Here is a 25,929-nt window from a genome sequence, read left to right on the forward strand (position 1 = left end):
TCCTCACTTCGGCAAGGTGCGCAGTACGTCGGCAACAAAGGCGCAGGCGTCGAACTGGGCGCGTTTGAAGGTCCAGCCCAAACGCACGATCACAGCCTCGCGCGAGGGCACCACGGCCACGATTTGACCCCAGTGTCCCATCATGGCCACGGTGTCCGCCGGGACACCGGGGTTGGCCTTGCATTCGCCGGCTGCCGGGTTGCCGATCAGCCAGCTTTGCGCGCCGTAGCCCAGGCCTTCGCCTTGCGCCGTCGATGGTGTGCTGGCGCGCTTGAGCCAGCCCGGCGGCAGCACCTGGGTGTCGCCCCAGCGGCCGTCGTTCAGCATCAACTGGCCCAGGCGTGCCCAGTCGCCGGCGCTGGCCCAGACGTAAGAGGAGCCGACCCAGTTGCCGTCGCTGTCGGTTTCCAGCACCGCGCTGCTGGCGCCGATCGGTTCGAACAAGGCCTTGGCCGGGTAGGCCCAGTAGTCGGCGTCATTGCTGAAGCGTCCGCGCGCCACGCCCGCCAGCAGATTGGCGGTGGCACTCAGGTAGCGCCAGCGGGTGCCGGGCGCGGCTTGCGTGGGTGATGCCGCCGCGAAGGCGGTCACGCTGGGCTGCCCCCACAGCATCTTGGGCACGGAACCCCAGGGGTCATAGTCTTCCGTGCTGGCCAGGCCGTCGCGCATGTACAGGAGGTCGGAGACCTTGATGTTCTTGCGTTCGTCCTGGCGCCAGCTGGCGACCCAGGCCGGTTCGCGCGCCGGCCGGAAGGCGTCGACCACGGGTGAGTCCAGCGACAACTGCGTCTCGGCCGCCAGCTTGTGCAGCAGCATGCCGTTGACCGTCTTGCTCATCGACCAGCCGTGCAAGGGTGTGCCGGCGGCAAAGCCCGGCCCGTTGCGCAGGGCCAGCAGGCGCCCCTGGTGCACGATGGCGACGCCGCGGGCGTTGGCGGCGGCCGGGTCGCCGGCGCCGACAAAGGCTTGGTCAAGCACTTTTTGCAGCGCTTGCGCATCGACGCCGGGACCCCACTGCGCCACCGGCAGAGCCGCCTCACCTTGCGGCCAGGGTTTGTCGAGGTCCGGGTTGACGCGCTTGGCCGTCGGCGCAGCTTCGCCGGCCGGGGCCAGGTCCAGCACGCAACCCCGCTGCGGCAGCAGCGCCGCCCGGCGCGCAAACAGACCGGCAAACCTCGCCGTCACGGCGTGCGCATTCTCATCGACGGCGATGCTGATCAGACCCAGTACCGGGCTGGCCGGCAGCACATCGTCGGCCAGCATCTTTTGCCAGGGACGTCCGGCCACAAAGGCAGCCGAGCAAACCCCCTTGGCCGCCATGCCGGCCGCATTCTGCGGGATGCCCAGGTAAAGCAGGGCGACTATGACCAGTGCCACCAGGCCCACCAGCAGGGCCAACAGCGTCAGCAAAACACGTTTGATCCAGCTTGATGCGTTCGCCATAAAAGTTCCAGGTAGCAAGGGAGGGCTTCACTGTACCCGAAGCAATCGGTCGAATTGCCGGAAGATCGTCGCCGCGGCATCCCCCAATTGGGGGATGGACGCCGGTGGCGCCGGCCGATCACAATGCACGGGTACCAGGGCAGGGCGCACGGATAAGCGCCAAGCAAGGGAGGGAGGCTCATGAAAAGTTGGCAAGAGAATTTTTCCGGCGGCACGGAGGGTGTGCAGTGCCAGCACGCGGCGTCCAAGAAAAACAGAGTTGCGGCGCGACGAATGGGTGACACAAGGCGGACCGTTGTTCGCCGCTTGGTCTATTTGGCCGCCTCCCACTTCTGCATCGGCTTGTCGAGTGCACAACCCCTTTCCGGGGAGAACCCTTTGGCTGACGTGCGGCCCGTGACAGCGGAAGATCTGGCATTTCTAAAAGCAGAAGGACGACTTCGAAGAATCAAGCAAGCCGTCAGCACCGACGGCATTCGCACAGCAGGGGAGGCCAAGGTTCTGGCGACGGCGATCGATGGCGTCATTATTTTTGGCAATGGCCTGCCTTTTGGACTTGATCCCAGAAGCCCTGGACGCAGACACGTCACAGAACATGGTTTGAAGGTCTTGATCTTGCCCCCGCCTCTCCCGCACGATCCCAGCCAGCGGCATTATGTGTCACGCTGGTCGAAGTGGGATGTGCGCAGCCCGGCAGAGTTGGCCGTCACCGCAGACTTCAGCGACACGTCCGGCGTGCGGCCCCCGGTCTTGAGCCAAAGAATGGTGTTCATCCTTGATGCCGGCGTTTGGAAGTTCGACCGTTATGAGTGGTGATCTATTCCTCCTGCAACGGATGCAGCCCAACATGCGTAATGTGCGGCAACTGCTTGTTCTGGTGGTAACACTGCTGGTCGGGTGCGCACTTCCGCCTGGATACAGGCCTGAATTTCGACAGATCAACGCATCCCTTGTTGACCGCGCGTTGCAACCACTTCGATCTTCATTCACTACGCCTCCGGATAAACCACTCGGTGTCTATATGGGTGTTGCACTTGACGGCGCGTCCCCTGCATTCGACGGTGATATTCGCCGCGCCCGTAACGGCCTATTTCTCCAGGCGGCCAGCGGCCCGTCACTGTTATTGAGCAATTTACAGGCCGAACCACAGGGCGATCCGCACGCTGATTTTGCAACTATGCCGACTGCCGCGCGAGCGGCGGGGCAGTGGCTTCAATCCCAGAGCGTGCAAACTAACCGCACACCATTTGCCATGGTGGTGATTGCTAGCCATGGGCAAGACGATATGTTGATGGTGCGGGCTGGCAAAACCCAAATCCTAGCGTTGATCAATGGGAGCTACATCAATGCGTTTCTCAACGACTTCGGTGCTGTTCCAACGATAGTCATTATTTCGGCTTGTCACGCCGGCTCCCTCATCCCGGCCCTGCGCGCACCGAACCGCATCATCATCGCAGCCGCCGCCTCGGACCGGGTTTCTTTTGGGTGCGGCGCTGATTCAACCAGTACTGTTTTCATGCAAGCGCTTCTGGACAAGGAACTGGATCGCTCCTTTTCGCTCGAAGATTTGTTCATTCGGGGGCGCAACCGGGTCATCGGGTTGGAAATGCGCCTGAAGATGCAGCATTCGCTGCCCGTGATGGACGTTGGCTCCGACATGGAGGTGTTTGCTGTCACGCCACTTGCGAAGTGGTCCACAGCCCTGCGCGAGTTCCGGATGTCCAAGCATTAGCGTTATCTGGAAAATTTCAGATACGCCAGTGATGTATGGCGGCAACTTTGCCGGTGGGTGTTGGTAGTCAAATTTGATGTGCAAGTAGTCCTCCAATCGGAATCCAGAGAATGCGCTTTGGCCAGCCTGGCAATTCACAATGGGCTGGGATAGACCCAACGTGGACGGGCCTCCAACCTGTGGAATTGTCCGGAATTGAAAGGTGCGGACCCATTTGCCTTGGGCATATTCACGAACAATTCAGATCAAAGCCATTAGGGCTACGCATGCGATGCATCCCCCAATTGGGGGATGGACTCCGGTGGCGCTGGCCGAGCACAATGCACGGGTACGAGGGCAGGGCGCTTGTTCGACAAAAACACTGGAGATAGACCGATGAACCTTCAAAAACTCAAACGCATCGTTCTGCTGGGCGGTCTTGCGCTGCTGCTGTCGGCCTGCGCGCTGAGCCCGAAGAGCGCGGAATCGCGAATTACCAGTGACGAGTTGTTGGCGCAGCAATTGGCAACCGTGGAAAAAGCCTTCGAAACAGCGCCCCGCAGTGAACACCTGGTCTTGTACCTGGGCTCGGCGCAGCATTCTCAATCGCTGGCTTTTCAAGGCGACGTCCTGCTGGTTCAAAAACGCCTCACCGCCGTCAACCCGAAGCTGCAGAGCATCATTTTGAGTAACCAGCTGCAGACCGCAAAACTGGTCTATCCGTTCGCCACGCTGCATACTCTGACGCCAACGTTTGCGCGTATCGCGGCGTGGTCAAAAAAATACCCGTTGACGCTGGTGCTGCTGGTGGCGACCCATGGCGCTGTCGATGTTTTGTCCAGCAATGTGGCCAATGACTATTACGCGCCGGTTCAATCCAATCATTTGCGGGCGTGGCTGGAGGCACTGGGCGACACACCGACCGTGGTCATCCTGTCGGCCTGCTATTCGGGTTCTTTTGTGCCGGCGCTGGCGGCGGCTAACCGCATTGTGCTGACAGCGGCGGCGGCCGATCGCAATTCGTTCGGCTGTAGCTACCGCGACGACAACACCCACTTCATCGGCGAATTGTTCGGTGGCAGTTTCAATCCCGACAACACCTGGCAACAAAATTTTGAGGCGGCACGCCGCGGTGTCGAGCGAAAAGAACAGGCACTGCGGTTCACCGCTTCCAATCCGACAAGCAGTGTTCCAGGCGCCTTGGCCGACCGGACGATTGCCGATTTTCTGAAGCCTTGAGAGCGGCCTGCAAGGGACTTGTTGCAAGCCGCGGCAGGGCTGGCGCAGCGGGTGCCGGAGGAGGGACAATAGCACCATGCCTTATCTGCCTGCCTTCATTGCCCCCGCCCGCTTCACCGACCCGGCCCATGCGCTGGCGCGGGCGCGTGAAATTTATGACGGCAGCATCGCTCACCTGCGCTCGGCCATGCAGCGCTTCGTGGCCGGCGAGCGCCTGCCCGGCCATGTGCGCGCCTGCTACCCGTTTGTGCGGGTCCAGACCAGCACCGTGGCGCGTCTGGACTCGGCCCAGGGCGCGCACCTGAGCTACGGCTTTGTGGCCGGCCCCGGCCGCTTCGAAACCACCCTCACGCGACCCGATCTGTACGCCGACTATTACCTGGAGCAGTTCACCCTGCTGCTGGAAAACCACCAGGTTGAACTGGAGGTGGGCACCAGCGCGCAGCCGATCCCGGTGCATTTTTCGTTTGCCGAGAACGACCATATCGAGGGCCATCTGAGCCCTGAGCGGCGCCAGTTGATGCGCGACGTTTTCGATCTGCCGGACCTGGCCGCCATGGACGACGGCATTGCCAACGGCACCCATGTGCCGCGCCCGGGAGAGCCGCAGCCGCTGTCCTTGTTTACCGCGCCGCGCGTCGACTACTCCCTGCACCGCCTGCGCCACTACACCGGCACCGCGCCCGAGCACTTCCAGAACTTCGTGCTGTTCACCAATTACCAGTTTTACATCGATGAATTCGTGCGTCTGGGGCGCGCGGCGATGGCCGACCCCGGCAGCGAGTACAGCGCATTTGTCGAGCCCGGCAATGTGGTGACGACAAAATCGGGGTCAGATTCCAATTTCTCCAGCGCCGCAGCACCACCCCGTCTGCCGCAAATGCCTGCCTACCACCTGATGCGCACCGATCGCAGCGGCATCAGCATGGTCAATATCGGCGTCGGCCCGGCCAACGCCAAGACCATCACCGACCACATTGCCGTGCTGCGCCCGCATGCCTGGATCATGCTGGGCCACTGCGCCGGCTTGCGCAACTCGCAGCAGCTGGGCGACTACGTGCTGGCGCATGGCTATGTGCGCGAGGACCATGTGCTGGACGAGGAACTGCCGCTGTGGGTGCCGGTGCCGGCCCTGGCCGAGATCCAGATGGCGCTGGAAGCGGCCGTCTCGGACGTCACGCAGCTCAAGGGCGCCGAGCTGAAACGCGTCATGCGCACCGGTACCGTCGCCTCCACCGACAACCGCAACTGGGAGCTGTTGCCCGACAACGGTCCGCAGCGCCGCTTCAGCCAGAGCCGCGCGGTGGCGCTGGACATGGAAAGCGCCACCATCGCCGCCAACGGTTTTCGCTTCCGCGTGCCTTACGGCACGCTGCTGTGCGTCAGCGACAAGCCGCTGCACGGCGAGATCAAGCTGCCCGGCATGGCCAACCATTTCTACCGCGAACGGGTCGACCAGCACCTGCGCATCGGCATGCGTGCCATCGAGCTGTTGCGCCGGCAAGGGGTGGACCAGCTGCATAGCCGCAAGCTGCGCAGCTTTGCCGAAGTGGCGTTTCAGTAAGCTGCCATGACCCTGGATATTCGCACCTTGTTGGTCGTCAATGCGGCCAACCTGCTGCTGATGGCGTCCATCCTGCCGTTCATCATGGGGCGCCAGCTCAGCCAGGCGGCGGCCCATGCCCGGGCTTCGCTGGTGATGCAGGCGCTGGGCTGGCTGGCCCTCATCCTGGCTGGCTTCTGGATTCACCAGTGGCAGGACCATTTGCTGTCTAGCGTGTCCATGGCCTACCTCAGTGCCAGCCAGTGGCTGCTGTTCCAGGCGCTGCAAGGCTGGCTGGGACCACGCCGCGGACGGACGCTGCTGCTGTGGGTGGTGTGGCTGACACCGCTTGGCTATGCGCTGACCTTCCAGAGCTACCCGGTCCGCGTCGGCTGGTCCAACCTGATGCTGGCGCTGCAACTGCTGATCATCTGCCAGGCCACGTTGCGGCCCGCCTTGCGGCTCGACGGGGCCTGGCGCTGGGTGGTCTTCGGCTGCGCCCTGACGATGGCGGCCTTCACGGCGGCGCGGGGTCTGATGGGGGCTTTTTTTACCGAGTTGTACCCCACATTTCAAGCCCCGAGCCCGGTCAATCTGATGGCCATGCTGGCAGCCAACGTGACGCTGGTGCTGGGCAACCTGGCGCTGCTGGTGGCCTGGCACGAAGAAGCCGAAGCGCAACTGCGCGAGCAGGCCCAGACCGACGGCCTGACCGGCTTGCTCAATCGCCACGGCTGGGACGAGCGTGCGCCGGCACTGTATGACCAGGCCAGACGGCACGCCAATCCGCTGGCCCTCATCTTGCTCGATCTGGACCATTTCAAGCGCATCAACGATACGCTGGGTCATGAGGCGGGCGATCAGGTGCTCAAGATGCTGGGCGGTATATTGCAGAAGAACCGGCGCAGCAGCGATCTGGCAGTGCGTCTTGGCGGCGAGGAATTTGCGCTGCTGCTGCCCCAGACCGACCGGGCCGCCGCGCTTCTGTTCGAACAGCGCTTGCGCCAGGCACTGCGGGACGCTTGCAGTGCGCAGCCGCAACTGGCCGTCAACTACAGTGCCGGACTGAGCCTGCTGGGGCCGGCGGACGACACCCTGGCCAGCTTCATGGCGCGCGCCGACGCGGCCCTGTACCGGGCCAAACACCAGGGACGTGGTTGCCTGGTGAGGGCGGACTGAGCGGCCGCGTCAGGCACTGGCGCCGCAAGCCTCAGGCCAGCTCGTGAGCGGCCATCAATTCCAATGCGCGCAGCAGCGCCGAGTGGTCCAGGTCGGCCATGCCGTTGGCCGCGCAGGCTTGCATCAACTGGGCCGCGTTGGCGGTTTGCGGCAGCGCCACGCCAAGCTCGCGTGCGCCCTGCAAGGCCAGATTCAAGTCCTTCTGGTGCAAGCGGATGCGAAAGCCCGGTGCGAACGTGCGCTTGATCATGCGCTCGCCATGCACTTCGAGGATGCGGCTCGACGCGAACCCGCCCATCAGCGCCTGGCGCACCTTGGCCGGATCGGCGCCGGCCTTGCTGGCAAACAACAGCGCCTCGGCCACGGCGGCAATGGTCAGTGCCACAATGATCTGGTTCGCCACCTTGGTGGTCTGGCCGTCACCGTTGCCACCGACCAGGGTGATGTTCTGGCCCATCTTCTCGAGCAGGGGGCGCACGGTCTCGAAGGCTGCTTCAGAGCCGCCGCACATGATGGTCAGCGAAGCCGCCCGGGCGCCCACTTCGCCGCCCGAAACCGGGGCATCGAGGTAGTCGGCGCCCAGCGCATTGATTCTCTGCGCGAAAGTCTTGGTCGCGATCGGCGAGATCGAACTCATGTCGACGACGATCTTGCGGCGCTCCCCGGCGCCCGCCTGCAAGCCGGACGCGACACCCATGTCACCGAACAGCACGGCCTCGACATCGGGCGTGTCCGGGACCATGATGAAGACGACGTCGGCGCCACGGGTCACCTCTGCCGCGTTGGCGCACGCCAGGGCGGTCGACGCGACTATGCTGTCCGGCAATGGGCCCAGCGTGTTGACAAGCAGTTGGTGGCCGGCGTTGACCAGGTGCAGCGCCATCGGTGTACCCATGATGCCCAGGCCGATAAATCCGATCTTCATAGTCTTCTTTCCTTGAGTGAGTTGCGTCGCTGGTTGTGAAGGTGGGGTGCGGGGGATCAGCGCGATCCGGTGGACTTGCTGGCCTGGCCGGCGCGCATTTTGGCGACGACCTGCTGTGCGCCGGCGGCCATCAGCCGCGCGTCGGAGCTGACCGTGACGAACTGAAAGCCCTTGGCGATGCGCTTGAGCGCGGCCTCCGGGCTGCCGTTGTGGATGCCCGCCACCACGCCGTGGACCTTGGCACGCGCCAGGATGTGGTCCACCGCCTCCGCCGCCTTGGGGTCCAGATCGTCGAAGGTCGGGGTGCAGCCCAGCGCCAGCGACAGGTCCGAGGGGCCGATGTAGATGGCATCCAGTCCTTCCACCGAGAGGATGTGGTCCAGGTTATCGAGCGCTTTGGCGGTCTCTATCATGGCAAAGGTGACGATGGTGTCGTTGGCGTGCTGCGGGTAGTCGGCGCCGCCATAGAGCAGGGCTCGCACCGGGCCGAAGCTGCGCATGCCGCGCGGTGCATAGTGGGTGCAGGCCACCAGTTTTTGTGCCTCTTCCCGCGTGTTGACCATCGGACAGATGACACCGTAAGCACCGGCATCGAGCGTCTTCATCAGGATGCCCGGTTCGAGCCAGGGCACGCGCACCACCGGCACCGTGTCGGTGGTCGAGATGGCTTGCAGCATGCCGACCATCGCCTGGTAATCGACGACCCCGTGTTGCAGGTCGATGGTCAGAGAATCCCAGCCTTGGTGCGCCATGGTCTCGGCCGAGAAACTGTTCGGGATGGCGAGCCAGCCATTGACAACGGCGCCACCGGATTGCCACAGGGTGCGTAAGCGGTTTGCTCGCATGGGGTGTTCCTTGATTGGTTGGGGACAGAGCTTGTTCACTTGGTGTAACTGCGGTCTGTCCCACAAGGTTTCAAAATTACCGATCCAGCGCCGGGCGTTTCGGGTTGAACGTCCAGCCCGGTATCAGGTACTGCATGGCCATGGCGTCATCGCGCGCGCCCAGACCCAGCTGCCGGTAGAGCTGGTGGGCTTTCTCGACTTCCACCATGTCGAGTTCGATACCCAGGCCCGGCTTGGTGGGCACCTGCACCAGGCCGCCGACAATCTGCAAGGGCTCCCTGGTCAGGCGCTGGCCGTCCTGCCAGATCCAGTGCGTGTCGATCGCCGTGACGCGGCCCGGCGCAGCGGCAGCCACCTGGGTAAACATCGCCAGCGACACGTCGAAGTGATTGTTCGAATGCGAGCCCCAGGTCAGCCCCCAGTCGCGGCAGGTCTGCGCCACGCGCACCGAGCCGGCCATGGTCCAGAAATGCGGGTCGGCCAGGGGGATATCGACCGACTGCAAGGACAGTGCATGGCTCAACTGGCGCCAGTCGGTGGCGACCATGTTGGTGGCGGTCGGCAAACCGGTGGCGCGGCGGAATTCGGCCATCACCTCACGACCGGAAAAGCCCTCTTCGGCGCCGCACGGATCTTCGGCATAAGCCAGCACGCCACGCAGGTCGCGCATCAGTGAAACAGCCTCCCTCAGTAGCCAGCCGCCGTTCGGATCGAGCGTGATACGGGCCTGCGGAAAACGTTCATGCAAGGCCTTGACCGTTTCGATTTCTTCCGCGCCGCGCAATACCCCGCCTTTGAGCTTGAAGTCGTTGAAGCCGTAACGCGCGTGCGCCGCTTCGGCCAGCCGCAGCACCGCCTCGGGCATCATGGCCGGCTGGTTGCGCAAGCGCAACCATTCATCGTCGGCGCCGGCTTCGCTGCGATAGGGTAGGTCGGTTTTGGCTTGATCGCCAACGAAGAACAGGTAACCCAGCAGCTCCACCGCGCTGCGCTGCTGGCCTTCGCCCAGCAGGGCCGCCAGCGGCACATTCAAATGCTGGCCCAGCAGGTCCAGCATGGCCGACTCCACCGCCGTAACGGCATGAATCGTGGTTCGTAAATCGAATGTCTGCATACCACGGCCGCCGGCATCCCGATCCCCGAAGCGTGTGCGCAAGGTGTTCAGAACCGCCTGAACATGGCCGATCGACTGCCCCAGCACCAGTTCCGCGGCTTCGGCCAGGGTCTCTCTGATGGATTCGCCGCCCGGTACTTCGCCCACCCCGGTTCGACCGGCACTGTCGGTCAAGACCAGCAGGTTGCGGGTAAAGAAGGGACTGTGCGCGCCGGACAGATTGAGCAGCATGCTGTCCCGCCCCGCTACCGGTATGGCACGCAGCGCGGTTACGACTGGCGCCCCGGCTTGGTGCAAGGCTGGCTGGCTCATCGTGCTCAATCCGCCGTGATCTTGCGGGTTTCGATCAGCTTTTTCCAGCGTGCGAATTCTGCCGCCTGGTAAGCGCTGAACTGCTCCGGCGTGTTGGCCACGATTTCAAAGCCCAGGTCCAGCAGCCGGGCCTTGATCTGGGGATCGTTCAGCCCGGCCACGATGGCGCCGTGCAGTTTGGCCTTGATGTCGGCGGGCAGGCCGCGCGGTGCGGCAATCGCCTGCCACGAGTAGACGTTGGTTTCCTTGACGCCAGCCTCTTCCATGGTCGGCACCTTGGATAACAGCGGCGAGCGCCTGGCGCTGGTGATGGCCAGCGCCTTCAGCTTGCCAGCCAGGATTTGCGGCATGGCGGTGTTGATGTTCATGAAAGACGAATCGACCTGACCGCCCAGCAAATCGGTCATCACCGGTCCGCCGCCCTTGTAGGGCACGTGGAGGCCGCTGGTGCCGGTCTGTAGCCAGAACAGTTCAGCCGTCAAATGGTCGCTGCTGCCATTGCCGGAAGAGGCAAACGACATCCGGCCTGGATTGGCCTTCTCGAAGGCGATGACATCGGCCAGCGAGTTGTGCGGCGATCTGGCGGGTACCACCAGGACATTGGGGGCTTGCACCGCGACCGTGATGTAGTCGAAGTCCTTCAGCGCGTCGTACGGTACTTTGGCCAGCAGATGCGGCGCGATGACGAACGGCCCCAAGGACGATACCAGCAGGGTATGGCCATCGGGTGCCGCTTTCGAGACGATCCCCGCGCCAATGGTGCCCGTTGCCCCTGCCTTGTTGTCAACCACGAAGGTGCCGCCCAGTTTTTCCTGCAGCTTGGGTGCCAGTGTTCGGGCAATCAGGTCGGTAGAGCCGCCCGGCGGGAACGGCACAAGCAGTGTGACGACCTTGTCGGGCCAGGCCATGGCCGAGGTCATGGCCAATGAAACAGCCAAGGCGGAAAGCAACTTCTTCATTTCAAGACTCCTTGAGGTGGGTGATCAGCCGTCGCGAGGCCGCCTTGCAAAATGCCCTGAACTAAGCAAATTTGGTAGCGGTACCATTTTGATGCCATGAATGGTAGCGGTACCACTGATGAACGTCAATGAAGTTGAATCAGGGATTTCCCTAGCAGCCTGCCGGGCTTGGCGCGTGGGTGCGACGGGGGTGCGCTCGGACGCGGCGCTAGGTCGTATCGCGTTCGACGATGGAAAATCCGACGTCGACGATATGCGGGCTGACCGGGCGGCCCTCGGCCCGCTCGATCAGGAAGTGCGCCGCCTGCTGCCCGATGGCGGCCCCATTGATGCGAACGGTGCTCAGCGCCGGAACCATGTCGGCCAGAAACGGGACATCGCCAAAACCGACCAGCGCGATCTGTTTCGGAATCGAAATACGCCGCGCTCTGGCCTCGGTCATGACGCCCAGGGCCAGCAGGTCGGAACTGCAAAAAATGGCGTCCGTATCCGGTGCCTGTGCCAGCAAGCGCACCATCGCCTCGCGCCCGCTCTTGAGCGAGCGCGAATCGCCCACATTGACCACCAGCACGTCGCGCTGGCCACCGCGCGCCACGGTTTCGGCAAACGCCGTGGCGCGGCGCCCGGCTCGCTCGTCCTCGGCCCTGATCACGGCCAGGCGCCGCCGACCCTTGCCGAGCAGGAATTTGGCTACTTCGTGACCGATGTCCAGGTGCGAGAAGCCAATCAGCATATCGATCGGCGTGCGCGTCAGATCCCAGGTTTCCACCACCGGTATGCCGGACGCCAGCAGCCGGGTCCGGCCTTTGCCGGAGTGCATGACGCCGGTCAGAAAGATGCCGTCCGGGCGGCGCCCGATGACGGCGTCGAGCAACTTCTCTTCACGCGCCGCGGAGTAGCCGGACTGACCCAGCATCAGCTGGTAGCCGGCGTCGAACAGGGTGCTGTTGAGCGCCTCTATGGTTTCCATGAAGACCGACATCACTGTGCTGGGCACGATCGCCGCAATCAGGCGGCTGCGCGAGGAGGCCAGACCGCCGGCCATCCGGTTCGGAACATAGCCGGTGCGCTGCACCGCATCGAGCACTTTTTTCAGGACCTCCGGCGAAACCTGCCCGGGTGTGTTGACGGCGCGCGAGGCGGTGATGGGCGCCACCCCGGCCAACTTGGCGACGTCGCGCAGGGTAATCGCCCCACTGCCGCGCCGGGTTCGCTTGCTGTTGACTTTGCTGTTCATTTGGGTTTTACAATGGTACCGCTACCAATGAGTCTACAATAATTCAAAAAATGCTTTCACGGCGCAACGCATGATAGGAGATATCGATGCCGCAAACCCCGCCAACCAGGCTGACGGCGCCGCGCACGGTCCGGATGCACCCGGATGACAATGTCGCCATTGTGGCCAACGACGGCGGGTTGCCGGCCGGCAGCCTTCTGCCCAGCGGACAGATACTGCGCGACCGGGTGCCGCAAGGCCACAAGGTGGCGCTGGTTGACCTGAAGCAGGGCGCGGCGGTGCTGCGCTACGGTGTTCCCATCGGTCATGCCTTGGCCGACATTGCGGCGGGGAGCTGGGTGCATGAACGTCTGCTGAAGTTGCCGCCGGCGTGCGGCCTCGAAGACCTGCCCATGGCAACCCTCAAGCCGGCTGCTCTGGCGCCGTTGCAGGGTTTCACTTTCGAGGGCTATCGAAACGCCGATGGCTCGGTCGGCACCCGCAACATCCTGGCCATCACCCAGACCGTGCAGTGCGTGGCCGGCGTGACCGAATTTGCGCTCCAGCGCATCAAGGCCGAGCTGCTGCCCATGTTTCCCCATGTCGATGACGTGGTGGCGCTGGCGCACAGCTACGGCTGCGGCGTGGCGATAGATGCGCCCGACGCCAGCGTGCCGATCCGCACCTTGCGCAACATCAGCCTGAACCCCAACTTTGGGGGCGAGCTGATGGTGATCAGTCTGGGCTGCGAAAAGCTGCAGCCCGAGCGGCTGCTGCCCGCCGGCTCGATGCCCCTGATCGATGCGCGCCAGGGCGCCGCCAGGCCGCTGGACGTGCTGTGCCTGCAGGATCCGGCGCATGTCGGATTCATGTCGATGATCGAGGCCATCCTGCGCCAAGCCAGGGAACATTTGCAACGACTGAACCAGCGCCGGCGCGAAACAGTACCCGCCAGTGAACTGGTGGTGGGTCTGCAGTGCGGCGGCAGCGATGCCTTCTCGGGCGTCACCGCCAACCCGGCCGTCGGTTTTTGCAGCGACCTGCTGGTGCGCGCCGGCGCCAGTGTGATGTTCTCGGAAACCACGGAGGTGCGCGACGGTATTGCGCACCTCACGGCGCGTGCCAGCACGCCCGAAGTGGCGCAAACGATGGTGCGTGAGATGGCCTGGTACGACGCCTACCTGCAACGCGGCCAGGTCGACCGCAGTGCCAACACCACGCCCGGCAACAAGATGGGGGGCTTGTCGAACATCGTCGAAAAAGCGCTGGGCTCCATCGTCAAGTCCGGCAGCGCAGCCATCACGGGCGTGCTGGGACCCGGAGAAAAACTCAAGACCAAAGGCCTGACCTATGCCGCCACGCCGGCCAGCGATTTCATCTGTGGCACCTTGCAGTTGGCGGCCGGCATGAACCTGCACGTCTTCACCACCGGCCGCGGAACGCCCTACGGCCTGGCAGCGGTGCCGGTGATCAAGGTGGCCACGCGCAGCGAGCTGGCGCGGCGCTGGCACGATCTGATGGATGTCAATGCCGGCACCATCGCCGAGGGATCGGCCAGCATTGAAGACGTCGGCTGGGAGCTCTTCCGTTTGCTGCTGGACGTCGCCAGCGGCCGCAAAAAGACCTGGGCCGAACACTGGAAACTGCACAACGCCCTGGTTTTGTTCAATCCCGCGCCGGTGACCTGAAGAGCCTCCTCGGTCTTGACATTTCGCAACGCCGCCAACGGCCGGGCGGGTGAACATGGTGCCGGCGCTCGCTTGCCGCTGGAGGCGCCTTGTTGCACACCGGAAATCTGCCCATGAAAATCAGTTTCAAGACCGCCGCTGCCGCCGCGCTGTTGCTGGTTGCCGCCCTCGGGGCCTTGCTGGTTTGGAAGCCTTGGCGTGAGGCTGGTTGGGGTGACGGTTTTGTCAGCGGCAACGGGCGCATCGAGGCGACCGAGATCTCGGTGGCCACCAAGCTGGCCGGGCGCGTGGAAAAAATCCTGGTCAATGAGGGCGAGTTCGTCAAAGCCGGACAGCCGCTGGCGCGCATGCAGATCGAGAGCCTGCAAGCGCAGCGTGAAGAGGCGCTGGCCCGGCTGCAGCAGGCGCAGCAGGCGGTCAGCGGTGCCGAGGTTCAGGTGGCCCTGCAAGAGAGCAATTTCCAGGCCGCGCTGGCGCTGGTGGCGCAGCGTGAAAGCGACCTCGATAGCGCGCAGCGCCGCCTGCCCCGCTCCGAACGACTGGCGCAGGAGGGCTTTTTTTCGGGCCAACTGCTGGACGACGACCGGGCCAAGGTGCGCAGTCTGGCGGCCGCCGTGTCGGCGGCCCGCTCGCAAGCCAGGGCGGCCCAGGTCGGCATCGCCGCGGCGCGCAACCAGGTCTCGGGGGCGCAGGCGAATGTGCGGGCGCTGCAGGCCACGCTGAGCCGCATCGACGTGGAACTGGCTGACAGCGAACTGAAGGCGCCGCGTGACGGCCGCGTGCAGTTCCTGGTGGCGCAGACCGGCGAGGTGCTGGGCGGCGGCGGCCGGGTGCTGAATCTGGTGGATTTGTCGGACGTCTACATGACCTTCTTCCTGCCGGAAGCCGTGGCCGGACGGATTGCGCTGGGCAGCGAGGTGCGCCTGGTACTTGACGTGGCACCGCAATTCGTGATTCCCGCCAAAGTATCGTTTGTGGCCAGCACTGCGCAATTCACGCCCAAGACGGTGGAAACGGCCAGCGAACGGCAGAAGCTGATGTTCCGCGTCAAGGCGCAGATTGACCGTGAGCTGCTGCTCAAGCACCGCGACCAGGTCAAGACCGGCCTGCCCGGCGTGGCCTGGCTCAAGCTCGACCCGCAGGCTGCCTGGCCGGCGCAATTGAACCAGAAGGTCGGGCCGTGACGGACGCAGGGTCGATGCCGCTGGTGGCGCGCCTGCAGGATATCGGCCTGCGCTACGGCAAGACGACGGCGCTGCAGCACGTCACGCTGGACCTGGCGGCGGGCCGCATGGTGGGCCTGATCGGGCCCGATGGTGTCGGCAAGTCCAGCCTGCTGGCCCTGGTGTCGGGCGCCCGCGCCCTGCAACGGGGCCGCCTGCAGGTGCTGGGCGGCGACATGGCGCGGCGCCGGCACCGCCAGGCGGTGTGTCCGCGCATTGCCTACATGCCGCAGGGTCTGGGCAAGAACCTCTACCCCACCTTGTCGATCGAGGAGAACCTGCAGTTCTTCGCCCGCCTGTTCGGCCACGACGGGGCCGAGCGGCGCCGCCGCATCGACGGCCTGACGCAGTCCACCGGCTTGTACCCGTTCCTGACGCGGCCGGTCGGTCAACTGTCAGGCGGGATGAAGCAGAAGCTGGGGTTGTGCTGCGCGCTCATCCACGACCCCGACCTGCTGATCCTGGACGAGCCGACCACCGGCGTCGACCCCTTGGCCCGTGCTCAGTTCTGGGCGCTGATCGGCAACATCCGCCAGCAGCACCCCGGCATGAGCGTGCTGGTCGCAACGGCCTACATGGACGAGGCCCAGCGCTTCGACTGGCTGGTGGCGCTGGACGAAGGGCGCATTCTGGCGACCGGAACGCCCGGCGAACTGCTGCAACGGACCGCTCAGCCCAACCTGGAGGCGGCCTTCATCGCCCTGTTGCCCGAGGCCAAGCGCAGCGGCCACCGGCGCGTCGAGATGGCGCCGCTGCACCCGGGCGAGGATGCCGAAATCGCCATCGAGGCGCGCGGCCTGAGCAAGCGCTTCAACGGCTTTGTGGCGGTGGACCGGGTGAGTTTTCGCATCTACCGCGGCGAGATCTTCGGCTTCGTCGGTTCCAACGGCTGCGGCAAATCCACCACCATGAAGATGCTCACCGGCCTGTTGTCGGCCAGCCAGGGCGAGGCCTGGCTGTTGGGCCATCCGGTGGATCCGCGCGACCTGGCGACGCGCCGCCGGGTCGGCTTCATGTCGCAGTCGTTTTCTCTCTATGGCGAGCAGACGGTGCGGCAGAACCTGGTGCTGCACGCACGGTTGTTCCACGTGCCCGAAAGCCAACTACCCGGTCGCGTCAGGGAAATGGCGCAGCGCTTCGGCCTGCAGGACTTGCTGGATACCCTGCCCGACAAGTTGCCGCTGGGCATCCGGCAGCGCCTGTCGCTGGCGGTGGCCATGGTGCACAAGCCCGAGTTGCTGATCCTGGACGAACCGACCTCGGGCGTCGACCCGATCGCGCGCGACAGCTTCTGGCAATCGATGATCGAACTGGCCCGGCGCGACCGCGTCACCATCTTCATCTCCACCCACTTCATGAACGAGGCCCAGCGCTGCGACCGCATCGCGCTGATGCACGCCGGGCAGGTGCTGGCCAGCGACACGCCGGCCGCGCTGACGGCCAAGCGCGGCGCCGCCAATCTGGAAGACGCCTTCATCGCCTACCTGGTGGCAGCGGGCGGCGGTGAAGCGCCCCAATCCCCAGGGCTGCCAGCCGCAGCCGAGCCGACCCCGCCGGCGGCCCGCGGCGCAGCGGCCTACCAGGGCCTGCCGGCGCGCGCCCGGCGCAGCCTGGGCCGCATCCACAGCTACCTGTGGCGCGAGACGCTGGACCTGATGCGCGACCCGGTACGTGGCGCCATGGCGCTGCTGGGCTCGCTGCTGCTGATGTTCGTGATGGGCTACGGCATCAGCATGGACGTCGAGAACCTGCGCTACGCGGTGCTGGACCGCGACCAGACCTCGTTGAGCCAGAACTACACGCTGAACCTGGCCGGCTCGCGCTATTTTTCGGAACAGCCGCCGATCCGTGACTACGCCCAACTGGACCGCCGCATGCGCAGCGGCGAGTTGTCGCTGGCGCTCGAAATTCCGCATGGCTTCGCGCGCGATGTGGCGCGCGGGCAGGCGGTGCAGATCGGCGCCTGGGTCGACGGCGCGATGCCGCAGCGGGCCGAGACGGTGAGCGGCTTCGTGCAAGGCATGCACCAGCAGTGGGTCCTGCAGCAGTTGCGCCAGCGCAGCGGCATGGCGGCGGCCAGCCTGGCCAGCGTGGAAACGCGCTTTCGCTACAACCCGGACGTGCGCAGCATGCCCTCCATGGTGCCGGCCGTCATCCCGCTGCTGCTGCTGATGCTGCCGTCGATGCTGACGGCGCTGGCGGTGGTGCGCGAAAAGGAACTGGGCTCCATCATCAACTTCTATGTCACGCCGACCACGCGCGCGGAATTCCTGCTCGGCAAGATGATCCCTTACGTCGCCCTGGCCATGCTCAACTTCTTTTTCATGTGCCTGATGGCCGTGACCGTGTTCGGCGTGCCGGTCAGCGGCAGCTTCGCGACGCTGACGCTGGGGGCCTTCATCTTCTGCCTGTGCTCCACCGGCATGGGGCTGCTGGCGTCGACCGTCACCAGGAGCCAGATCGCGGCGATGTTCTTCACCATGCTGGGCACCATGATCCCGGCGGTGCAGTTTGCCGGTCTGATCAACCCGGTGACGTCCTTGCAGGGCAGTGGCCGCTGGATCGGCGAGATCTACCCGGCCAGCCACATGTTCACCATCAGCCGCGGGGTCTTCAGCAAGGCCTTGCAGTTCTCGGACCTGCACGCCGCGTTCTGGCCGCTGGCGGCGGCCGTGCCGGTGATCCTGGGGCTGGCCATCGCCTTGCTCAAGAAGCAGGAAAAGTGAAAATGCTGCGCCACCTGTCCAATATCTACCGCCTGGGCGTCAAGGAGCTGTGGAGCCTGTGGCGCGATCCGATGATGCTGTTCCTGATCGTCTACACCTTCACGGTGGCGATCTACGCCGCCGGCACGGCGATGCCGGAAACGCTTTACCGCACGCCCATTGCGGTGGTGGACGAGGACGATTCGGCCCTGTCGGCGCGCATTGGCTCGGCCTTCTACCCGCCCCAGTTCGTGCCGCCGGTGCGCATCAACCAGGCCCAGGTGGACCCGGCGCTGGATGCCGGGCGATACACCCTGGTGCTGGTCATTCCTCCCAATTTCCAGCGCGACGTGCTGGCCGGGCGGGCCCCGCAACTGCAGCTCAACATCGATGCCACCCGGATGAGCCAGGCGTTTGCCGGCAACGGCGCGGTGCAGCAGATCGTGTTGGGCGAGGTCAGCGAGTTTGTGCAGCGCTACCGTGGCAGCCCGCCGCTGCCGGTGGAGCTGGCGATCCGCGCGCGCTTCAACCCGGCCATGATGCCGTCCTGGTTCGGCTCGCTGATGGAGGTCATCACGCAGATCACCATGTTGTCCATCATCCTGACCGGGGCGGCGCTGATTCGGGAGCGCGAGCACGGCACGGTGGAGCACCTGCTGGTCATGCCGGTGACGCCGACCGAGATCATGTTGGCCAAGGTCTGGTCGATGGCGCTGGTGGTGCTGCTGGCCGCCACCGTGTCGCTGACGCTGGTCATCCAGGGGATCCTGCAAGTACCGATCGAGGGCTCGCTGCCGCTGTTCCTGGTGGGGGCGGCGCTGCTCTTGTTTGCCACCACCTCCATGGGCATCTTCATGGCCACGCTGGCGCGCAGCATGCCGCAGTTCGGCCTGCTGCTGATGCTGACCATGATGCCCTTGCAGATGCTCTCCGGCGGCATCACCCCGCGCGAGAGCATGCCGGTGTTCGTGCAGCGCCTGATGTGGTTCGCGCCGACCACCCATTTCACCGAACTGAGCCAGGCCATCCTGTACCGCGGCGCCGGACTGGAGGTGGTCTGGAGCTCCTTCCTGGCGTTGCTGCTGATTGGCTCGGCGCTGTTCATGTTGTCGCTGGCACGTTTTCGCAAGACCATCGGGTTGATGGCCTGAGCGGGCAAGCGGCAGGCCGGGCCGACAGTCGGCGCGCCAGCGTGGCGGCAGTTTGGCTGCAGACGATAATTCGGGGTCAAGCGGCGTGACAAGATCCTGGAGAGTGAGGCGATCCTTGCAGAGCACGGCAGTTCCCCCTGACGAGTTACCTGGGCCCATGCCCGCGCCTGGCGCTGCCGTGTTTCGCCTGCGCCAGGTGTCCAAGGTCTACCGTATGGGGGAGTCTGAAATCCATGCGCTGCGCGAGGTCGATCTGGATCTGTTCCCGGGCGAGTTCGTGGTGCTGCTGGGGGCGTCGGGCAGCGGCAAATCGACCCTGCTCAACATCCTGGGCGGACTGGATCGCCCCAGCTCGGGTGAGGTGCGCTACCGCGATCACGACCTGACGGCGGCCTCGGCGGCCGGGCTGACACGCTTTCGGCGCGAGCATGTCGGCTTTGTCTTCCAGTTCTACAACCTGATTCCCAGCCTGACGGCCTACGAGAACACCGCGCTGGTGACCGAGATCGCGGAGTCACCGATGGAGGCCGGCGCGGCGCTGGCGCTGGTCGATATGACAGACCGGCGCGACCACTTCCCGTCGCAGCTGTCGGGCGGCGAACAGCAGCGGGTGGCGATCGCGCGCGCCGTTGCCAAGCGGCCCGACGTGCTGCTGTGCGACGAGCCGACCGGCGCCCTGGACTACGCCACCGGCAAGCTGGTGCTGTCGGTGTTGCAACGCGTGAACCAGGAATTGGGCACCACCACCGTCGTCATCACGCACAACGCCGCCATCGCGGCCCTGGCCGATCGCGTGATTCGCATCAGCAGCGGCCGCATCGTGGACATCCAGCGCAACGCCAGCAAGGCGACGCCGGACGACATCTCATGGTGACCATGCTGAACCGCATGCTGTGGCGCGACCTCTGGCATCTGCGCGGCCAGGTCATTGCGGCGGCCCTGGTGGTGGCCTGCGGCATCGCCACCCTGGTCGCCACCTGGGGCACTTATCAATCGCTGCTGCTGGCGCGCGAAGACTATTACCGTACGCACCGGCTGGCCGATGTCTTCGTCCATCTCAAGCGCGCCCCCGATGCGCTGGCCCAGCAGATCCGGCAACTGCCGGGTGTCGCCCAGGTGCGCACGCGCATCGTGGTGGATGTCTCGGTGGACGTGCCGGGCCTGGCGGAGCCGGCGGTGGCGCGGCTGGTCTCGGTGCCTGGCGAGCGCACGCCCATGCTCAACGACCTGCAACTGGTGCGTGGCCGCTACGTCGATGCCAATGCGCTGGACCAGGTGCTGGTCAGCGAGGCCTTCGCCAAGGCGAACGGCCTGGCCCTGGGCAGCAAGCTGGGCGTCCTGCTGCATGGGCGCTGGACCGAACTGGCCGTTGTCGGCATCGCCTTGTCGCCGGAGTTCGTCTACGAGGTCGGCAGCGGCATGCTGTTCCCGGACAACCGGCGCTTCGGCGTGATGTGGATGGCCGACAAGGCGCTGGCGCCGGCTTTCGACATGCAGGGCGCTTTCAATGACGTGGCCTTGTCGCTGTCGGCCAACGCCAGCGAGCGGGAGGTGATCGCCGCGCTGGACGATTTGTTGCGGCGCTACGGGGGCCTGAGCGCTTACGGCCGCGGCGAGCAGTTGTCGCACCGCTTCCTGAGCGACGAACTGGGGGAACTGGAGGTGATGACCACCACCATTCCGAGCCTGTTCCTGGCGGTTTCCGCCTTCCTGCTGTATGTCGTGTTGTCGCGCCTGGTGGCCACCCAGCGTACCCAGATCGGCTTGCTCAAGGCCTTCGGGCGCGGCGATCTGCGGGTCGGCCTCCATTACCTGTACCTGGCCCTGGCCACGGTGGCGTTGGGCCTGGCCATGGGCTTGCCGCTGGGCCTGGGCCTGGGTGGGATGTTCGTCGACGTCTACCGCAATTACTTCCACTTTCCGCGGCTGCAACTGATGGTCGACCCGGCGCTGCTGTTGCTGGCCACCGGCGTCAGCGCCGTTGCCGGCAGCGTCGGCGCGCTGCTGGCGGTGCGCCGGGCCGTGGCCCTGGCGCCGGCCGAGGCGATGCGGCCGGAGCCGCCGGCGACGTTCCGCGCCGGCGCCCTGGAGCGCTACGGTCTCACGCGCCGCCTGCCGGCCTCCTTGCGCATGATCCTGCGCAACCTGGTACGCCGGCCATGGAAGGCGCTGCTGTCGGTGCTGGGCATGGCGTTCGCCATCGGCTTGATGGTGGTGGGAAATTTCGCGTTGGACTCCGCCAACTACATGATGGCGGTGCAGTTCAACCAGGTGCAGCGCGACGACGTCACGGTGCTCTACAACGAGCCCCGCGGACCCGGCGCGGCGATCGCGTTGGCCAAGATGGAGGGCGTCGTGCAAGCCGAAGCGTTTCGCCTGCTGCCGGTCTGGCTGCGCCACCGGCAGCACAGCAAACGCATCGAGGTGACCGGGCTGGTGCCGGGGAGCGAACTGCGCCAGTTGCTGGACCGCCAGTTGCGGCCGGTCGAGCTGCCGCCCGAGGGCCTGGTGCTGAGCCAGAAGCTGGCGCGGATTCTCGACGTTGCGCCGGGCGACGTGCTGACGATGGAAGTGCTGGAAGGCGCCCGCGCCGTGCTGCCGGTCCCGGTGGTGGGCGTGGTCGACGAGATGCTGGGCCTGGGTGCCTACATGGACGCCAGGGCACTGACGCGGCTGCTGGGCGAGGACCGCACCAGCTCCGGCGGCTACCTGCGGATCGAGGCCGACCAGGCCGCCAGCTTCTACCAGCGTCTCAAGCGCCTGCCGGTGGTGGCCGGCGTGGCGGTGCGCAGCGCCTTGCAGCAGAGTCTGCGCGAGTCGCTGGACCGCTCGTTCTTCTTTTTCAGCACGGTGCTGGTGCTGCTCTCGTGTGTCATCATTGTCGGCATGGTCTACAACAGTGCGCGCATCTCGCTCTCGGAGCGCGGCAACGAACTGGCCAGCCTGTGCGTGCTGGGCTTCACCCAGCGCGAGGTCACCTTCCTGTTGCTGGGCGAGCAGGTTCTTCTGGTGCTGGCCGCCATTCCGATGGGCCTGCTGCTGGGCTATGGCTTGTGCGCCATGCTGGTGCCGCTGTTCGACCGCGAGCTGTTCCGGTTGCCGCTGGTGGTCGAGAAGTTGTCATTTTTCTATCCCGCCTTCGCCGCGCTGATCGCATCCGGTCTTTCCGGCCTGCTGGTGGCGCGCCGAATCCGGCATCTGGACCTGATCGCGGTGCTCAAGACCCGCGAATGAATGGGAGGAAAGCGCATGCCCTGGAAACGAATCCTTATTGCCGCTGGCGCCCTGAGCGCGGTCGCCTTGCTGGTCTTGGTCCTGTGGCCGGCAGCGCTGGCGGTCGACGGCGCGCAGCTGTCAACGGGCGCCATGCAGGTGACGGTGGACGACCAGGGCGAAACGCGCAGCCATGACCGCTTTGTGCTGTCGGCGCCGGTGGCCGGGCGGCTGGCGCGCATAGCGCTGCACGACGGCGATGCGGTTGGCGAGAACCAGTTGCTGGCGCAGATCGCGCCGCTGCCGTTGTCCAGGCGCGAACTCGACGAGATCACGGCTCGCGTTGCCTCGGCCGAAGCGATTGAACGCGAGGCCCAGCAGCGCGTGCGCCACGCCGACGAGGACGTGGCGCAAGCAGGCCGGGAATACCAGCGCGTGCGCAAGCTGGTGCAGGACGGCTTCATGGCGCCGCAGGCGGTGGAACAGGCGCGCAACCTGGCGGTGACGGCGGCCAGCGAGGCCGAGGCGGCGCGCTTTCGCGCGCGTGCTGCCGCCGCCGACGTCAAGGTCGCCAAGTCAGGGCTTGGCGGCCTGCGTGCCGGCGCTCAGGCTGCGGGCTCGCTGGTGCCGGTGCGTGCGCCCATGGCGGGCCGGATTCTGCGCATACCCGATGCCAGCGAGCGCGTCGTCATGGCCGGCACACCTTTGCTGAGCATCGGCAACCTCGGCGGTCTGGAGGTGGTGATCGAACTGCTGTCGTCCGAGGCGGTGAAAGTGGCGCCCGGCATGCCGGTGCTGCTGGAAGGCTGGGGCGGCAATCAGGCCTTGCGCGCCAAGGTGCGGCGTGTCGAGCCCTATGCGGTGACCAAGGTTTCGGCGCTGGGCATCGAGGAAAAACGCGTCAACGTCATCGCCGACTTCGTCGACCCGCCGGGCGCCATCGGCGACGGTTTCCGGGTGACCGCGCGGATCGTCATCTGGCAGGCCGACAAGGTCCTGAAAGTGCCCGCCAGTGCCTTGTTCCGCTGCGCGCCGGCCTGGTGCGTCTTCGTCGTCGAGGATGGCCGGGCGCGCCGCCGCAGCATAGAGGTCGGGCAGCGCAACCTGGGCGAGGCCGAGGTCACCGGCGGGCTGAGCGCCGGGCAGACGGTGGTGCGCTACCCAGGCAACGATGTCACCGACGGAGCGCGCGTCCGCTTGCGCGAAAAGCTCTAAAAATCCGCGCACCCAAGACGCCGTACCCCGGCCGCGTTTCTTGCGGACGGACCGTCCAGGCGAAGGCGCGAAAGCAGTCCCTGGGCTTCAGGACAGCGTCACATCGATGCTGGAATTGGCGGCGCCATAAAGCAGCAGGTAGGCGCCAGCGCCGTGCCCGGGCAAGGCGCTGGCGCCGTTGCCGCTGCCGGAGGTCACGGGCGCAAAGTCCTGGTCATACAGCCGCCAAGCCAAGCTGCCGCTGAGGGTCAGCCAGCCGGTGGCCGGCAATTGGCGCCACTCGGCAAAACCTTCCGGGCCTATCGCGACGGCATGGCTGCCAAGGCCCAGCGCCGGCACGCTGTGGGCCGGGCGGAACACGCTGCTGCCGAGCCGCACCCACTCTTCGCCGTTGCGCGTCTCGATCAGCACGTCGTCGAGGTCGCGGCCCTTCACCATCGGAATCTTCAGGCACATCCGCGCCAGCGCGTCGCTGCCGCTGGCATCGGCGATCTGGTCCTGCTTGTCGATCGGGCCGGCCTTGGCCAGCACGTAGCCCGGCAGGTCCGGCGCCGCGGCCAGCGTGAAGATCGGACTGGCCGCCGAAATGCCAAGCGAATCGGGTGGCTCGTTGACGGCCAGCCAGTTGCGCCCGAGACGCGCTTGCCAGGCCGCCGACAAAGGCGCCTTGGGCGCCAGTTTCTGTGCGAAAGTCACCGCGAAGGTGTAGTGACCCAGGCCATAAGGCAAACGGGCCACGAGGTAGTCTTCGCCCTGTGCTGGGCTGGCCCAGTAGGCGACGGCACTGTTATCGCTGGCAAACGTCCCGTCGCTGCGCAGCTTCAGGAACGCCGACGCTGGCGCCCATGTGCCGGCGCTGTACTTGGCGAGGGAAACCGTCCGGTCCGCTTCGATTTGCAGGCGCAGCAGGCCCTGGTAGTGCGCGTAGACGCCGGCCAGCGCGGCGAGCTGCGCATCGCTGGCGCTGGCTGGCGGCGGTGGCGTCGCCGGCAGGGCAGAGGGCAGGGCGGCGATGCGGCCACGCTCCCGCAGCGCATGGAGCAGAATCAGTTCGGCCAGCGTGCCCGATCCGTAGCCGGTCGATGTGCCGCTGATCATGAGCGCCAAGCCCTCGTCGGGCAGCACGAAGAAATCGCTGCCATAGACGCTGGTGCCCCCGTTCTTGTGCCAGGCGGTGACGCCCACGGCGGCCAGGCCGCCGGCGCGCACGCCGTCCCAGCCTAGCCCGTAGCCGTCGGGCAGGATGACCGGCCTGAGCGGCTGGGTCAGCGTCTGGTCGCGGGCCATCTCTGCGATCGACTCCCGTTGCAGCAGGCGCTTGCCGTCGAGCTGTCCGCCGCTCAGCAGCATGCGCGCCAGCCGCCCCATTTCGGTCGGTGTCGAATAGAGGCCACCGGAGGCGTAGGCCAGCGTGTATTCCTGCGGCTGCTTGGCATCGCCGGAAAAGTCGGGTGCGAAGGAGCCGGGCGCGAACGGCGCCAGTGCGAAGCGGCTGCTGGGCATGCCCAGCGGCGTCAGGATCTCGTCGGCCACGAACTGTGCGTAGCTCTTGCCGCTGAGTGCCTGCAGCAGCGGCTCCACCATGGTGAAGCCGTCGTTGCAGTAGACCGACATTTCGCCGGGTGCGTGCTTCAGCCGCGCCGTGGCCAGCGTCTGCATCACCTGCGCCGCATAGCCGGCGCGCGGTTGGTGGCTGAAGATTCCGCGGTAATCGGTGCCCGGGAAGCCGGACGAATGGCTCAGCAGCATGCGCACCGTGATCTGTGTGTATTCGGGCGACGCCATCCTGAAGTCGCTCAGATAGGCGGCCAGCGGCCGGTCCAGATCGATCAAGCCGCGCTCGACCAGAATCATGACCGCAACGGTCGCGATCATCTTGCTGCACGACCCGATGCAAAAAAGCGTCTCCGGTGTCGGCGCGGTCTGGGTGACCTTGTCGATCACGCCAAAGGCCTCGGCCCAGATGAGCCGGTCACGGTCCAGCAAGGCCACCGAAATGGCCGGCGTGTCGGTGTCGGCGAGGGCTTTTCGGATGGCGGTGCGAGCGCTGGCAATGGTGGCGTCATAGGAGAAGCCGCCAGTGCCGCAAGAGGCCAGCAGGCCCGGTGCCAGCAGACCGATGCCGGAGCAGCCGGCCAGCTGCAATAGCTCGCGCCGCGAGAGCCCCGGCGTTGGGGTGTCGCGGTAGCGGGCCGCGCCGGTGTCAACGGAGGTGCTGGGAGTTTGCTTCATACGGGTCTCCATGGGA

The 25,929-nt window shown here is 65.6% G+C and carries 19 protein-coding genes; 12 read left to right on the forward strand and 7 right to left on the reverse strand.

Going from position 1 to position 25,929, the window contains the following annotated elements; all coding sequences use genetic code 11:
- Window positions 1-3 precede the first annotated feature (3 nt).
- The gene (locus tag PHS32_RS08375) at window positions 4-1,443 is read right to left on the reverse strand and encodes a serine hydrolase (RefSeq protein WP_301078467.1); all 1,440 of its coding nucleotides are present in this window, start codon (window positions 1,441-1,443) and stop codon (window positions 4-6) included.
- Between the two features lie 180 nt (window positions 1,444-1,623).
- On the opposite strand from PHS32_RS08375, the gene PHS32_RS08380 reads away from it, so the two are divergent.
- The 5 genes from PHS32_RS08380 to PHS32_RS08400 all read left to right on the forward strand — a co-directional run bounded on the left by PHS32_RS08380 (window position 1,624) and on the right by PHS32_RS08400 (window position 7,115).
- Complete coding sequence (locus PHS32_RS08380; RefSeq protein WP_301078468.1) at window positions 1,624-2,259, forward strand: hypothetical protein; 636 nt, start codon at window positions 1,624-1,626, stop codon at window positions 2,257-2,259.
- Entirely contained in the window at window positions 2,249-3,175 is a 927-nt protein-coding gene (locus tag PHS32_RS08385) for a C13 family peptidase (RefSeq protein WP_301078469.1), read from the forward strand. Before PHS32_RS08380 ends, PHS32_RS08385 begins: the two co-directional genes overlap by 11 nt.
- Before the next feature lie 375 nt (window positions 3,176-3,550).
- On the forward strand, window positions 3,551-4,393 hold the full coding sequence (locus tag PHS32_RS08390; protein ID WP_301078470.1) for a C13 family peptidase: 843 nt from the start codon (window positions 3,551-3,553) through the stop codon (window positions 4,391-4,393).
- Between the two features lie 76 nt (window positions 4,394-4,469).
- On the forward strand, window positions 4,470-5,957 hold the full coding sequence (locus PHS32_RS08395) for an AMP nucleosidase (RefSeq protein WP_301078471.1): 1,488 nt from the start codon (window positions 4,470-4,472) through the stop codon (window positions 5,955-5,957).
- Between the two features lie 6 nt (window positions 5,958-5,963).
- Entirely contained in the window at window positions 5,964-7,115 is a 1,152-nt protein-coding gene (locus PHS32_RS08400) for a GGDEF domain-containing protein (protein WP_301078472.1), read from the forward strand.
- Between the two features lie 31 nt (window positions 7,116-7,146).
- Here the strand turns inward: PHS32_RS08400 and PHS32_RS08405 are convergent, their stop codons facing one another.
- The 5 genes from PHS32_RS08405 to PHS32_RS08425 form a co-directional block, all read right to left on the reverse strand.
- Window positions 7,147-8,040, reverse strand: a complete 894-nt coding sequence (locus PHS32_RS08405; protein ID WP_301078473.1) for a 2-hydroxy-3-oxopropionate reductase — start codon at window positions 8,038-8,040, stop codon at window positions 7,147-7,149.
- A 56-nt stretch (window positions 8,041-8,096) separates the two neighbouring features.
- On the reverse strand, window positions 8,097-8,885 hold the full coding sequence (locus PHS32_RS08410; protein WP_301078474.1) for an aldolase/citrate lyase family protein: 789 nt from the start codon (window positions 8,883-8,885) through the stop codon (window positions 8,097-8,099).
- A gap of 76 nt (window positions 8,886-8,961) precedes the next feature.
- Entirely contained in the window at window positions 8,962-10,311 is a 1,350-nt protein-coding gene (gene gudD / locus PHS32_RS08415) for a glucarate dehydratase (protein ID WP_301078475.1), read from the reverse strand.
- A gap of 5 nt (window positions 10,312-10,316) precedes the next feature.
- Window positions 10,317-11,270, reverse strand: a complete 954-nt coding sequence (locus PHS32_RS08420; protein ID WP_301078476.1) for a tripartite tricarboxylate transporter substrate binding protein — start codon at window positions 11,268-11,270, stop codon at window positions 10,317-10,319.
- Window positions 11,271-11,478: 208 nt separating this feature from the next.
- Window positions 11,479-12,507 carry a LacI family DNA-binding transcriptional regulator gene (locus PHS32_RS08425; RefSeq protein WP_301078477.1) on the reverse strand — a complete coding sequence of 343 codons (1,029 nt, stop codon included), beginning with the start codon at window positions 12,505-12,507 and terminating at the stop codon, window positions 11,479-11,481.
- A gap of 86 nt (window positions 12,508-12,593) precedes the next feature.
- Between PHS32_RS08425 and garD the strand changes: the two genes are divergently transcribed.
- From garD to PHS32_RS08460, 7 genes are all read left to right on the forward strand, one after another.
- On the forward strand, window positions 12,594-14,174 hold the full coding sequence (gene garD / locus PHS32_RS08430) for a galactarate dehydratase (RefSeq protein ID WP_301078478.1): 1,581 nt from the start codon (window positions 12,594-12,596) through the stop codon (window positions 14,172-14,174).
- 113 nt (window positions 14,175-14,287) lie between these two features.
- A complete protein-coding gene (locus tag PHS32_RS08435; RefSeq protein WP_301078479.1) occupies window positions 14,288-15,358 on the forward strand; it encodes an HlyD family secretion protein in 1,071 nt (356 codons plus the stop codon).
- Between the two features lie 14 nt (window positions 15,359-15,372).
- Window positions 15,373-18,123: a ribosome-associated ATPase/putative transporter RbbA gene (gene rbbA / locus PHS32_RS08440; RefSeq protein WP_301078506.1), complete on the forward strand. Its 2,751-nt coding sequence runs from the start codon at window positions 15,373-15,375 to the stop codon at window positions 18,121-18,123.
- 2 nt (window positions 18,124-18,125) lie between these two features.
- On the forward strand, window positions 18,126-19,253 hold the full coding sequence (locus PHS32_RS08445) for an ABC transporter permease (RefSeq protein ID WP_301078480.1): 1,128 nt from the start codon (window positions 18,126-18,128) through the stop codon (window positions 19,251-19,253).
- A gap of 157 nt (window positions 19,254-19,410) precedes the next feature.
- On the forward strand, window positions 19,411-20,127 hold the full coding sequence (locus tag PHS32_RS08450; protein WP_301078481.1) for an ABC transporter ATP-binding protein: 717 nt from the start codon (window positions 19,411-19,413) through the stop codon (window positions 20,125-20,127).
- Window positions 20,121-22,487, forward strand: coding sequence for an ABC transporter permease (locus PHS32_RS08455; protein WP_301078482.1), 2,367 nt, complete (start codon window positions 20,121-20,123; stop codon window positions 22,485-22,487). Before PHS32_RS08450 ends, PHS32_RS08455 begins: the two co-directional genes overlap by 7 nt.
- Before the next feature lie 15 nt (window positions 22,488-22,502).
- A complete protein-coding gene (locus tag PHS32_RS08460; protein WP_301078483.1) occupies window positions 22,503-23,681 on the forward strand; it encodes an efflux RND transporter periplasmic adaptor subunit in 1,179 nt (392 codons plus the stop codon).
- Between the two features lie 87 nt (window positions 23,682-23,768).
- On the opposite strand, the gene PHS32_RS08465 is transcribed toward PHS32_RS08460, so the two are convergent.
- Window positions 23,769-25,913: a serine hydrolase domain-containing protein gene (locus tag PHS32_RS08465; protein WP_301078484.1), complete on the reverse strand. Its 2,145-nt coding sequence runs from the start codon at window positions 25,911-25,913 to the stop codon at window positions 23,769-23,771.
- Between the last annotated feature and the right edge of the window lie 16 nt (window positions 25,914-25,929).

The sequence above is a fragment of the Rhodoferax sp. genome (assembly GCF_028714215.1).
GTDB lineage: Bacteria > Pseudomonadota > Gammaproteobacteria > Burkholderiales > Burkholderiaceae_C > Rhodoferax.